General features: G+C 39.0%; 3 protein-coding genes and 1 pseudogene. All 4 read right to left on the reverse strand.

What is annotated here, in order from left to right; genetic code table 11:
- Window positions 1-314 (reverse strand): annotated as a pseudogene (locus IQ228_RS09140) (ABC transporter ATP-binding protein/permease); the annotation flags it as partial.
- A 433-nt stretch (window positions 315-747) separates the two neighbouring features.
- Window positions 748-1,926 carry a hypothetical protein gene (locus IQ228_RS09145; protein WP_027403949.1) on the reverse strand — a complete coding sequence of 393 codons (1,179 nt, stop codon included), beginning with the start codon at window positions 1,924-1,926 and terminating at the stop codon, window positions 748-750.
- Between the two features lie 66 nt (window positions 1,927-1,992).
- The gene (locus IQ228_RS09150; RefSeq protein ID WP_193962697.1) at window positions 1,993-6,210 is read right to left on the reverse strand and encodes a non-ribosomal peptide synthetase; all 4,218 of its coding nucleotides are present in this window, start codon (window positions 6,208-6,210) and stop codon (window positions 1,993-1,995) included.
- On the reverse strand, window positions 6,207-13,991 hold the full coding sequence (locus IQ228_RS09155) for a non-ribosomal peptide synthetase (RefSeq protein WP_193962698.1): 7,785 nt from the start codon (window positions 13,989-13,991) through the stop codon (window positions 6,207-6,209). Before IQ228_RS09155 ends, IQ228_RS09150 begins: the two co-directional genes overlap by 4 nt.
- Between the last annotated feature and the right edge of the window lie 81 nt (window positions 13,992-14,072).

The following is a 14,072-nucleotide window of genomic DNA, read 5'->3' on the forward strand; positions in this document are numbered from 1 at the left end:
ACCAAAACCAGCGCAAAACCATAAAGCAATAATAAATCACTAAATTTTTCTAAATCCTTTTCTTGTGTAATAACATCTAGTAAATAGCGGTTAACAAAGCTGTTAAAAACTGTTGCACCTACCATAACAACAATTAATAATACTAGAAGAGCCAGCATTCCATAAGTGCGAATCACCTCTGAAAATGCTCTACCATTTGCATCTGTAGGATACCAATATGGACCGACAACCGCTTGGAAATTTTTCCAAAATTGATTAGTACCTGAAGCAGAATTATCCTTGGCGGATTTATTAATAAAAGTTGTAGCTTGCATCTGTAAAAAATTATTTGAGTCTTATAGAGCAGATAGCAGAGAATAAGAAGGCTAGTGCCGCAAGGCGGAAGTCAAAAGTCAAAATGAAGACAGTATAGGCTTTTGGATGATTTAGAATGGTTGGTTTATTTACGCTGTCTTGTACTAGTGGTCTGTCAAATTTATTTTGACGGGTAATGATCGGAAAAAACTTCTGTTCTTCCCTCCCCTGCCTCTTTTCTCCCCCTGGTTGCCTTCACCCGTCATTTTCGGGTTGACAGACTACTAGTATGAAACCCCTCTGGTAAACCTCTCCCTAACCCTCTCCTCTTAGGAGAGGGAAAAGGAATAATATTTAATACTGGAGAGGGTTTGAACCTTGTTCTTTGTATGATAAAAAAGTCCAGCTTCTAGTCGTTTTGAGTATAAGTCTTATGTCAATTTACAAGATGGACTATTCAAAGGTACCATCTTTCCAGAGTTTTAAAACTTCCTTAGCTGTAAAATAGCATTCTTGTTCTATCGCCAAAGATTTAATTACATCGCGCATTTTCTCGTACTGTTGCCTAGTTTGAGGGTTTTGTAATTGTTTTTCAAAGAGATATTGAAAATTACTAACACCGCTCCACTTACCAAAGACAACACCTGTCTTATCATGGGGAAATGTGGAATAACTCAAAGGATCACGAAGTAGAGAATTGACGTGAATACCTGATTCATGACTTTGTGAAATTCGTGAATAAGGGGGTGCAGGACGAATCCCCATCTCTTCAATGTAATTAGTCAGTGCATCAACAGCATCATAGTTTATACCCTCTAGTTCAATACCGAACCGAAGTCGCAACCCATTTAATACTTGCTCTAAAGCAGCGTTTCCTGAACGCTCCCCTAAACCACAAAATGTCCCTGATATTAAACTTGCCCCCGCTGTAATTGATTGTAAGGTGTTTTCCAGCGCCAACCCCCTATCATTGTGGTAATGTACTCCTAACTCTACCCCTGTAGTACATTGGAGTAAATCATTAATCCAGATATAACTCTTCTCTGGAGTGAGTACACCGACGGTATCACACAATAAAAAGTGTTCAACATAACCACTGAACGAATTAATACACTGTACTAAAAAATTAAAGTCTGCCCTAGAAGCATCCTCCGCTGCAAAATCTACTCTCAATCCTGCAACTTGTGTCGCATAACGTAAATTCTCCACAATCAAATTAATAGCATCTTGACGAACCTTATTAATGATGTGAGATGGGATATCATCATCAATCGTTTTACCCTGGTATTCACTCATTAAACGAATATCAGGATTGCGTAAAAACATCAAGCGATCGGAAACAGCATGGAAGAGAATAATACGCTTAACTCCATAGTTTTTCGCCTGATCAATGTACTCTTTTCCCATCATCGTAGAGGCAGTAATTAGATGAGTTAATCCATCTGATATTAATGTTTTGGTAAGCTCTGATTCTTGATCACAAACACTAGGCATGATGGCAAATCCACTGACTCCTGTTTGTGCAATCAGATGAGCAAGTTTGTGTTTAGTCGGTAAAGAGAAAAAAATACCTACTTGTTGTTCTCCATCGCGCAGGGTTTCATCGGAAATTTTGATTGGAAGAGTTTGCATTGTTTTACACCAATTTAAAGTTCAAAATTAAAAAAGTCAGGTTGATGATTATGGGTGATTTATTAATTAAATCATCATCAGCCGTAAGTGTGAGGCTAAGGTTTTGACATTCGGTTCATAAAGCATCCGTCCGTGATTTCCAGGTACAGATATTACCTTCACAGGGTTTGGTGTGTAAGCTTGCCATCCCCAGTCCGGTAAATCGTAATTGGTAAGTGCTTGGAGTTCTCGCACCACTATTTCCGGCACGTCTTCAGCGCGGAATAAAACAATCGGGGCAGAAATTCGATGAACAGGCTGATAATTTACGTAATTGAGCGTCTGTACTCTCATAATTTGCATATTGGTTTTGAGTAAATCAAGACTGGAGTGTTCAGGTAGGACATTATGACGGTATAAATAATCTGCCGCCAAATCCCAACGAGCCTGGTTATCGCGTTGAGCAGCTAAATCAGCGTATTCTAAACCGAAAGAAACTCCTTTTAAAGCTTCGATGCGTTGGATTATTTGCCAAATCCAATCAATATCTGCTCTATTTTTAAAATGTTCCGGATTAGAAACCAATCCCGAATCCAAGATAGCTAGTAAACTCACCTTTTCACCTTGCTGCTCCAGTTGGGAAGCTATTTCAAAAGCGACACTACAACCGGAAGAGTACCCCAGCAATATATAAGGTCCTTGGGGTTGCTGTTGACGTAATTGGGCAATTAGTTGACTTGCGTGGTCAGCTACTGAGTGAGGAAGTATGCTCAGTCCGTCTCTTCCTGGTGCATCGAGTCCATATATGGGACGTTCAATGCCTAAATTGATTGCCAAATCTCGAAAATAGAAGCTGTGTCCGTTAGAGCCAGATACACAAAATAGGGGGGTTGCATCTCCTAGAGGCTGAATCGGTACTAAATCAGAATTTGATTGTTCCATCTCCCTATTACCTAATGTTTGTGCCAGTTGAGCAATAGTAGGATTCTGAAATAAACTTCTCAAGGCCAGTTGTTGTCCCAACTCTTGTTGCACAAAATTGAGTAATTTGACTGCCAATAAAGAATGTCCGCCCAAATCGAAAAAGTTATCATGAATGCCAATTTCTTGACGTTCAAGAAGAGCAGACCAAATTTGCGCTAATTGTGCTTCGACTTTGTGGCGGGGGGGTGTGTATGCAGCTTGAACGCTAATATTAGGAACAGGTAAAGCTTTCCGGTCAATTTTGCCATTGGGGGTTAAGGGTAACTCGTCTAAAACCATGATCTGAGCCGGAATCATGTAATCAGGTAGACGAGTTTTCAGGTAATTTTTCAATTGGGGCGATAAATCAGGGGTAATTCCTGATATATAAGCAATTAAACTCTGATTATTTTCAGTTTTATGTATGGTGACAATTGCTTCTTTAACAGCCCGGTATTGCAACAAGACTGATTCAATTTCACCCAATTCTATACGAAACCCACGGAGTTTAATTTGGTTATCAATACGACCAATAAACTCGATATTGCCATCAGGTTTCCATCTGACTAAGTCCCCAGTTTTGTAAATGCGCTCAGTTTTGCCGAATAATTCAATTTCCATAAACTTTTCGGCGGTTAATTCAGGACGATGGAGATAACCCCGCGCTAAACCAACACCAGCAATACACAATTCTCCAGGAATACCAGGAGGTAATGGTTGATTATGTGCATCTAAAATATAGATGCGGAGATTAGATAATGGTTTACCAATAAGTGGTTTTTTACCATTGGGTTGACAAAGAGCGATGCTAGTACAAATTGTAGATTCCGTTGGTCCGTAAGCATTAAAAAAACTTCTTCCTTTTGCCCATCGGGTAACTAATTCTTTGGGGCAAACTTCACCACCAGTAATTAAAATTTGCAAATCAGGTAAGGTTGCGTGGGGTAACAAAGATAAAACTGAAGGTGGTAAGGTAACATGAGTAATTTTGTATTCAGTTAAAAAGTCAATCAGTTCTTGACTAGGTAACAGATTTTCTTTTTTTGTGAGATATAAACAAGCACCTGCGGAAAGGGTAGAAGCAATTTCCCAAATGGAAGCATCAAAGCTGAAATTAGCAAACTGTAGTACACGACTTTGCGGTTGAATTTGCAAAATTTCATCAACTGCCAAAATTAAATTTACCAGTCCACCATGTTCAATCATTACCCCCTTGGGTTTTCCCGTTGAACCAGAAGTATAAATAACATAAGCTAAATTATTGTAATTGACAGTTGATAATTGACAATTGACAATTGGTGATGGGTACTTGTCTAGTTCTTCATCTAAATAAACAAATTCAATAGGTTTTCCTAAACTATCTAAAGGTAATTTATCTACTACAAAACTTTGAGTTAATAAAACCGATATTCCCGAATCTTCTAACATCAACTCAATTCGTTCTTGGGGATAGTTGGGATCAATGGGTACATAAGCACCACCAGCTTTTATGATACCCAAAACACCAATGATCATTTCTAAAGAACGTTCCACAGAAATACCAATTAAGGTATCTGGTTGAACTTTATAATTTTCAATTAAATAATTAGCTAGTTGGTTGGCTTTTTCATTTAACTGTTGATAAGTTAGATTTTCAGATTCAAAAACTACAGCAATATTATGAGGATTGTTTATAACTTGTTCTGCAAATAAATCAACAAAAGTTTTATCTTGAAAATAATCGGTTTGAGTTTGATTCCAGCGTTGTAGTTTTAGCAGTTCTTCTCCTGTCATCAAAGGTAAAGTATTGATTGATTGGTGGGGATGATCAATAATTCCTTGAAGCAGAACTGCAAACTGTTCCGCCATCCGTTGGATAGTAACCCTTGCAAATAGATCGGTGGCGTATTCCCAAGAGCAATTTAACTGATGATCATCTTCGATCACCATCAGGGTTAAGTCAAACTTAGCGATCGCACCCTTGACTCCCAGCAACTCAGTATCTAACCCTGATAAATCCAAATCTGGACTAGCATTATTTTCCAGGGTAAACATGACCTGGAATAAAGGGTTATAGCTCATACTGCGTTCTGGTCGTAACTTTTCTACCAGCACATCAAAGGGAACGTCTTGATGAGCATAAGCATCTAAACAGGTTTGGCGAGTTTGTTGTAAAAACTCAATAAAACTTAGATCTAGTTTGATTTGCTGACGCATAACCAAAGTATTGACAAAAAAGCCAATTAACCCTTGAGTCTGGCTATGGGTGCGGTTAGCAATGGGAGAACCAATACATAAGTCTTCTTGCCGACTGTAACGAGATAGTAAAATGCTCAAAGTAGCCAACAAGGTCATATATAAACTTACGCCTTGCTGTTGGCTAAAAGCATTAACAGCAGCAGTTAATTCCGGTGTAAGAGAATAAATATAGCGATCGCCTCTGTAACTTTGCTGTGCTGGACGGGGATAATCTGTAGGTAATTCCAGTAATGGGGAAGCATCACCTAGTTGATGTTTCCAGTAATTAATTTGCTTTTCTAATACTTCTCCTTGTAACCAGTGGCGTTGCCAAGTTGCATAGTCACTGTATTGAATCGGTAAAGGAGCAAAATTCGGGGTCTTACCTTGAGAATAAGCACTATAAGCCTGCCATAACTCCCGCAAAAATACTCCCATTGACCAGCCATCACTGATAATGTGGTGCATATTGATGGCCAAGACAGATTTTTGCTCCTCCAATTGCAGCAGTTTAGCTTTAAACAAAGGGCCAGTATTTAAGTCCAAGTGTTGTTGTGCATGAGCGTCAATTAAATCCTGCATATTTGGGCATTGGGTATCTAAATCAAGCTCTCTCTTGTTCCCAGTCCCTAATTCCCGGCAATCTTGTACTGTTAAAACTGTGATTTCGTCTAAACTGCGGATGGCAACTTGTGGTTGTCCGGCAACTGTAGGAAAATACATCCTCAGACTCTCGTGCCGATTCAGCAGATAAGCCAAACTAGAATGTAGGGCATCAATATTCAGGTTGCCGTTCAGTTGTAAAGCGATCGGCATATTGTAAGTAGCTGATGACCCTTGGAGTTGTGCTAATAGCCAGAGACGTTGTTGAGCAAAGGACGGAAGCTTGGGAGAGTCAGCACTTAAAGCCGGAATTTCTGCGGTGATCACAGCTTGTGTTTTAGCAGCTTTCAAGAAGGTGAGAATCTCTGCTTTGTGGTTTTGAATTTCCTGCTTCAGTTCCGCAGTCAGGGCATTTTTGCTAGTACGAATCCGTAACTTATCATCTTCAGCCCAAATTCGGCAGCCCATGTTCTGCAAACGAAGCATTAAAGAAACTATTTGCTGATTTTGTGTTATGGTCATAGTTCAATTTCCTCTTCGTCTGAGTTTAAAGGTTGTATATCTGTGGTTGTCGAATTAACCCAAATGCAGCTATCTATATAATTTGCCAAGTCAATGATAGTAGGAGACTCAAATACTTGACGCAGTGGCAGTTCTACTTTGAAAGTGTCACGAATGCGGTAGCAAAGTTGGGTAGCTAATAAAGAATGTCCTCCCAAGTTGAAGAAGTTATCTTGTCGGGCTATGACCTCATATTTCAGCAGTTTTGCCCAAAGTTGAGCCAGCAATTTTTCTGTTTCTGTTATAGGTAATTCAATGTTTGTAGCTACCACTGTTTTACCTGGTGCTGGTAATGCTTTACGGTCTACTTTGCCATTGGGTGTTAGTGGTAGTTTTTCTAAAACAACAAAATGGCTAGGAATCATATAATCAGGGAGATTTTTTCCTAGAAAATACCGCCATTCTTCTAGTAATGCTGGGTCAACTTGATTGGTGCGATATTGTAACGGTTGATTGGCGTAATGTTGCCAAGGTTTCTGTCGCCAATTTTTACTTTGATTAAATCTTGGTATTTGCTCTTTTCCAGGAATATTCCTTTGGAAAATAACATCGTAATAGGCAAAACTGGTAGAAGTGTATTGAATAAAAGGTGTGTAAGGTAAATCTTGCGTTAAATCTAGGAATGCTTCCGGTTCGATGCCTGATTTGACTTGGGCAATAACAGCTTTTAAGTCGGAAACCTGACCATCTATCTGAGTAATTTTTTCTAACAACGCCATTTCTGAAGTGAGCCGCGCATTCGGAATATATTTAATGCTTAATAAATCCGGTCGCTCAGTTGTTAAAATTCTCTCAATTGTTTTTATATTTAACTGCTGTTCTTGCCAATCTAAACATTGGGTTTCGGTAACAGAAGTTTCTGTTTGATCCAAATATAGAACAACGTCATAACGAAAACGGCTCATTTCCGTATGGCTGTAACCCCGTTTCAATTGAACTTTTACGTGACTAATCCGGGGAAATTTTTGTTTAAGGGCGATAAAGAAATCAGGATCAATCAGTAATTCGCCTTCGTTGCAGATGCTTTTTTGAATTTGTTGGCGTAAGTCCTGAATTGATAATTTATCAGGAGCGCGATAAAATTCTACTGCGGTATGGAAAGCCTCCAATAAATGTAGATTTCGCACATCTCCCATGAAGATTTTTCCCTGATTACTTACAGTTTTGATCGCCCCTTCGATGACTGACAACAAGTAATCCAAAGAAGGGAAATACTGAATTACAGAATTGATGATTACCAAGTCATAAGTATTGGATTCAATGCCCTCAAACTGGTTAGCGGCACTTTGTTTTAAAGTAACTTTGTTTTGGAGAGATTGCTGTTTGAGATATTGTTCAATATACTGCAATCCGCTGGATGAAAAATCTGTCCCCAGGTAATGCTGACAATGGGATGCAACTTTAAACAATAACATCCCTGTTCCACAACCAATTTCCCAAACTCGTTTGGGTGCAAGTTCTAAAATTTGCTCAACTGTTATATCGCGCCATTCTTGCATGGCCGACTGGGGAATGGGTTTTCCTGTGTAGCTATCCTTCCAACCTGCGAGATTCAAAGTTGGATCATCGGTTGGGTTTGGTTGCTGAGTGTAGCTATCATTAAATACTTGTTCCCACAATTTTATCTGTTCACTTTGGTTGATATGGTCGCCTTCCGTTGTAGGGACGACATAAGCTACCAGATGTTGATAGCGAAGCGCTCCGTAGGAATCGTGTTCGCTATCTTCCCGCACCAAAACAACCGCTTCCTGAATTTTGGAATGTTTGAGTAAAGATGCTTCAATTTCACCTAATTCAATACGGAAACCCCGCAGTTTGATTTGGTAATCAATCCGTCCTAAGTATTGCAGATTACCATCAGGTAGCCACCGAGCTAAATCACCAGTTTTATAAATTCGCTCAGTTTTGCCGAATAATTCCACGTTCAGAAATTTTTCGGCGGTAGTTTCAGGACGATGTAAATAACGCTGTGCTAAACCTGCACCTGCAATGCAAAGTTCTCCAGGAATACCAGGGGGCAGGGGTTGATTATATTTATCTAAAATGTAGATGCGAGTGTTAGCGATCGCTTGACCTATAGTTGGTTCATGCTGGGCATTTTTGGCAACTTTCGTAAATGTAGAGTAAGTTGTGTCTTCAGACGGTCCATAGAGGTTGTAAACTTCTCTGACAGATGTGTTTTGATATAAAGCCTGTACCAAACTATTTTTTAATGGTTCACCAGCTAAATTAATTACCTGTACACTTGCGGGAATAGCATTCATATTCAGCAGTTCCGCCGCCGCACTCGGTACAGTATTAATCAAAGTTATCGGTACAGGACTCTGACGTGCTTGCTCAATGTAGAGTGCATTTTCTACCAAAATCACACTACTACCTTGAGTCAGGGGAACAAAAATTTCAAAAATGGAGAGATCGAAACAAATTGAGGTTGAAGCTAAGACACCTGCAAGCTGTTCTGCACTAAAGACTGAATGCGCCCATTTTACAAAGGCTACGGGACTAGAATGGGCGATCGCCACTCCTTTAGGTCGCCCTGTAGAACCAGAGGTATAAATTATATAAGCTAAATCATTATTAATGCTGATGGGATGGGGATTATTTGTTGGCTGTTGAGTCCATGTTTGTTCATCCAAAAACACTACTTGAGCAGTATTTTTCAGCTTTTCTAAAGGAAGTTGCTTTTTCAGGGATTTAGTTGTTAGCAATACCGCCGCATTACTATCTTCGAGCATTAAATGAATGCGTTCTTGGGGATAACTCGGATCAATCGGTACATAAGCTCCACTGGCTTTGAGGATAGCAAAGATACCGATGAGCATTTCCAAGGAACGATCAATGCAAATCGCCATCAGTGGGTTATCAGATATGCTTTTGAGTTGCAAGAGATGATGCGCCAGTTGATTAGCTTTTTGATTGAGTTCTTGATAACTCAGGCTTTGATCTGCAAACACAACTGCAATCTGATCGGGTGTTTTTGCTACCTGTTGTTCAAACAGAGTTACCAATGTTTGGTTCTGAGGGTAATCTGTGTCAGTTTGATTCCAGATTAGCAGTTGTTGAACTTCTGCTGAAGTGGTGATAGGTAGCTGATAAATCGGCTGTTGGGGATTTTGGGTAATTGCTGTCAGCAAAACTTCAAAATGTCCCGCCATGCGTCTAATGGTTGATGCCTCAAATAAATCTGTGGCATATTCCCACATACAATTTAGTTGCTCATCCCTTTCGCACAAATCCAGCAGTATATCAAACTTGGCAAAGGGGAAACTTTGTTCCAAGTATTGAATATCAAGCCCTGGTAAACTCACATTCACCCCAGCCCCCGCCGCGTTTTGCAACACCATCATCACTTGGAATAAGGGATTATGGCTGAGGCTGCGTTCTGGTTGTAGTTTTTCTACCAAATAATCAAAGGGAATATCTTGATGAGCATAAGCATCTAAGCAAGTTTGACGGGTTTGTTGGAGTAAATTAATAAATCCTTGTTCTGGCTTGATTTTGCTTCGCAATACTAAGGTGTTGACAAAAAAGCCAATTAACCCTTCTGTGTGGCTATGAGTGCGGTTAGCGATCGCACTACCAACACATAAATCCTCTTGGCGGCTGTAACGGGATAGTAAGATATTGAAAGCAGTCAACAGGGTCATAAATAAACTCACCCCTTGTTCTTGACTCAAGTTTTTAAGCTTCTGAGTTAGTTCTTGACTCAAACAATATTCTTCACGCCCACCTTGGTAACTTTGTTGCGCTGGACGGGGATGATCTGTAGGTAACTCTAATAACCTGGGTGCATCGCCTAGTTGTTGTTTCCAATAATTTTCCTGACTTGCTAAAGTCTCCCCTTGTAACCAATTGCGTTGCCAAGCTGCATAATCACTATACTGAATCGGTAACGGTGATAAGTTGGGAGTAGAACCGACTGCAAAAGCGGTGTATGCTTTTTCCCATTCCCGCTTAAATACACCCATTGACCAACCATCACTAATAATGTGGTGCATATTTATCAGCAGGACATTTTTCTGGGGGCTGAGTTGCACTAGTTTGGCTTTGAACAGGGGTCCAGTATTTAAGTCAAAGGGTTCTTGAGCATGGTTATCAGCTAATTTTTGTAAGATTTCCGCTTGTGTGTGGGGATCGAGTTCTTGTAAGTTGGCGATTGCCAACACTTCTATATCTTCTATACTTCTAACTACTACTTGTGGCTCTCCCGCCAAAGCCGGAAAATAACTGCGTAAACTCGTATGACGTTGTAGTAAATAAGTTAAACTCTGAGTTAGAGCATCTACATTGAGTTTGCCATTCAATTCGTATGCGAATGGCATATTATAGGTAGAAGAAGTTCCTGTCGCTTCCAGTTGAGCGATAAACCAAAGTCTTGATTGGGCAAAAGACAGAGTTTTTGGTTCATTTTCTAACTGGGGGGAAATGGGAGGTAAAGCCACACTCGCAGATGCTTTATCAATTTCCCTCGCCAACTCAGATAAAATGCTTTGCTCAAATATCTTACGAACAGGTACTTCTACCCTGAAAATATCACGAATGCGGGCAACTAATTGAGTTGCTAACAGGGAATTTCCACCTAATTCAAAGAAGTTATCAGAACGACCAACAGAGTTAACTTTTAATAAACTTTGCCATAAACTAGCGAGTAGTTCTTCTGTGGGAGTTACTGGTATTTCCAAATCAGCAGCAGTGGCTGTGTTTGGTGCTGGTAATGCACGACGGTTTATTTTTCCATTAGCAGTCAAGGGCAAGTTTTCCAAAACCATAATCTGGCTAGGAATCATATAATTGGGCAAGCGATTTTTGAGGTATTCTCTCAGTTCAGTTACCCCATTAAATGCCAAGCCAGCGGTTTTTTCTGACTCTGTAACATAGGCAATTAACCTGAGATTGTTATCAGTTTCATATAAAATCACCACAGCTTCTTTAACTGATGGATGTTGTAATAATAGTGATTCTATTTCACCCAGTTCAATTCTAAAACCCCGTAATTTTACTTGTTCATCAATGCGACCCAAATATTCTAAATATCCTTCATTATTCCATTTAGCTAAATCACCGGTTTTATAAATCCGTTCAGATTTACCAAATAAATTAATATCAATAAATTTTGTGGCTGTTAAATCAGGACGATGAAGATAACCCCGCGCTAAACCTATTCCTGCAATACACAATTCACCAGGGATACCAGGGGGTAATAGTTGATTATTGGCATCTAAAATATAAATACGGATATTAGGTAATGGTTTACCGATTGGTGGTTTTTTGCTGTTTATCTGACTATTAGGTTGACAAAGATAAATAGCAGCCGTCACAGTAGATTCTGTCGGACCATAACAATTGTATAAATGTTGTTCTGTTCCCCACTGACTTACCAATTCAGCCGAACAAGCCTCTCCACCAACAGCCAGATATTGTAAATCTGGGAAACTCACTTTTGGTAAGACAGATAAAGCCGAAGGAGATAAAAAGCCATGAGTAATTTTGTGTTTAGTTAAAAAATCAACTAAACTTTCACCAGGTAATAAAGTATCTTTATTGCCTAAATATAAACAAGCACCTGCTGATAAAGCAGTTGCAATTTCACCAATAGATAAATCAAAACTAAAAGACCCAAATTGTAGCAAGCGACTGTGATTTTGAACTTGAAAACTTTCACCCCAAGCTAAAGCCAAATTAACAATCGCTTGATGTTCAATCATTACCCCCTTGGGTTTTCCAGTAGAACCAGAAGTATAAATCACATAAGCTAAATTATTGTAATTGACAGTGGTCACTGAGCGAAGTCGAAGTGTTGACAATTGACAGTTGACAATTGGTGATGAGTATTTGTCTAGTTCTTCATCTAAGTAAACAACTTCAACAGGATTTTGTAAACTATCTAAAGGTAACTTATCTACTAAACAACTTTGAGTTAATAAAACCGATACTCCAGAATCTTCTAACATCAACTCAATTCGTTCTTGGGGATAGTTGATATCAATGGGTACATAAGCACCACCAGCTTTCAGAATCCCTAAAATACCAACAATCATTTCCAAAGAACGTTCCACAGAAATACCGATTAAGGTATCTGGTTGTATTGGGTAATTTTCAATTAAGTAATTAGCTAGTTGGTTCGCTTTTGCATTTAACTGTTGATAAGTTAGACTTTCAGATGCCAAAACTACAGCTAAATTATTAGGATTCTTAATAACTTGCTGTTCAAATAAGTCAACAAGAGTTTTATCTTGAGGATATTCTGTTTGTGTATGATTCCATGTTTGTAGTTGCTGAATTTCATCTGGAGTCAGCAAAGATAGAGTATTAATTGATTGATGGGGATTATCAATAATTTGCTGGAGCAGAACCTCAAAATGGCGCACCATCCTTTGAATAGTTGTCTCTGCAAACAAATCAGTTGCATATTCCCACTCTCCAGTTAAACCTTGAGGAGTTTCCCGGAAAATTAAGGATAAATCAAAGAATGTTGTGGTGTTTTCCCACTCAAAGCGGGTGAGAGTTAAACCAGGAATTAAAAGTGTTTCGGGAGTTCCACTTTGTAAACCAAAAGCGACTTGAAATAGGGGATGATGAGCAAGCGATCGCTCTAATCCCAGTTCATCAACTAATTTCTCAAATGGTAAATCTTGATGGTCGTAAGCATCTAAAGTGGTTTGCTTTACTCTTTGTAGTAATTCTAAGAAACTGGGATTCCCTTCCAGGTTGGTACGCAAAGCCAAAGTATTGACGAAAAAGCCAATTAATGGTTCTATTTCTCTACGGTTGCGATTGGCGATCGCTGAACCAATTACAATATCCTCTTGTCCACTGTAGCGCGATAATAATAGCGTAAATACTGCCAGTAAAGTCATAAACAAAGTAGTTCCTGACTCCTGACTTAAATGCTTTAATTTTTGTGTTAAATCTAGATCAATTTGGATAAATTCACTACGTCCCCTAAAACTTTGAACTGATGGACGTTGATGATCTGTAGGTAATTCAAATAAAGGGGGAATTTCTGCTAGTTGTTGTTGCCAGTAATTGAGTTGTTTGTTTAAATTATCTCCTTGTAAATATGACCTTTGCCAGTGAGCAAAATCAGCATATTGTAGAGATAATGGGGGTAAAAGAGAAGATTCTCCATTACAAAAAGCGGTGTAAAGAGTAAACAATTCTCGGCGGAAAATATCCATTGACCACCCATCACAAACTATGTGATGAATAACCAATAGTAATAGATGAGATTGATAGCTTCGCTCGCCGCAGGCATCAGCTAGTTGTAGTAATTTTACCCGCAACAAAGGAAGTTTTGATAAGTCAAATGGCTGTTGTAATTCATCTATCACTAACTGTTGTACTTTACTTACCTGGTCTGTTGCTGGTACTTGTCGCCAGTCTAATACCTCTATTTTAAGTGCAGGATGAGCATGAATTACTTGTATGGGTGACTCATCAACAACAGAAAAGCTAGTGCGTAAAATTTCGTGACGTTGGACAATTTCTAAAATGGCTTTTTCTAAAGCACTAATATTTAAACACCCGCTAATTTGCCAGAAAAATGGCACGTTATAAACACAATTTTCGCCTTCTAGTTGGTCAATAAACCATAGTCTTTGTTGAGCAAAGGAGAGAGCAAGGGGTTTTTCTCGTGATACTGGGTTGAGAAGTGGGGTTTGTTGTTGCTTTTTTAGTTTTTGTAGAACTAATTCTCGTTTTTCTGGTGATAGGTTTTCTAGTTGTTTTAGTAGATCATTCATAAGTTTATATTAAAGTTGATTTTTTTATTTTTTATCGAACCACAGAGACACAGAGGACACAGAGATAAATATATTTATCAG

This window comes from Dolichospermum sp. LEGE 00246 (genome assembly GCF_015207865.1).
GTDB classification, from domain to species: Bacteria; Cyanobacteriota; Cyanobacteriia; order Cyanobacteriales; family Nostocaceae; genus Dolichospermum; species Dolichospermum heterosporum.

Coding starts and splice junctions, on each gene's coding strand:
- IQ228_RS09145 (WP_027403949.1), bottom strand. CDS start 1,926: ATGCAAACTCTTCCAATCAAAATTTCCGATGAAACCCTGCGCGATGGA.
- IQ228_RS09150 (WP_193962697.1), bottom strand. CDS start 6,210: ATGACCATAACACAAAATCAGCAAATAGTTTCTTTAATGCTTCGTTTG.
- IQ228_RS09155 (WP_193962698.1), bottom strand. CDS start 13,991: ATGAATGATCTACTAAAACAACTAGAAAACCTATCACCAGAAAAACGA.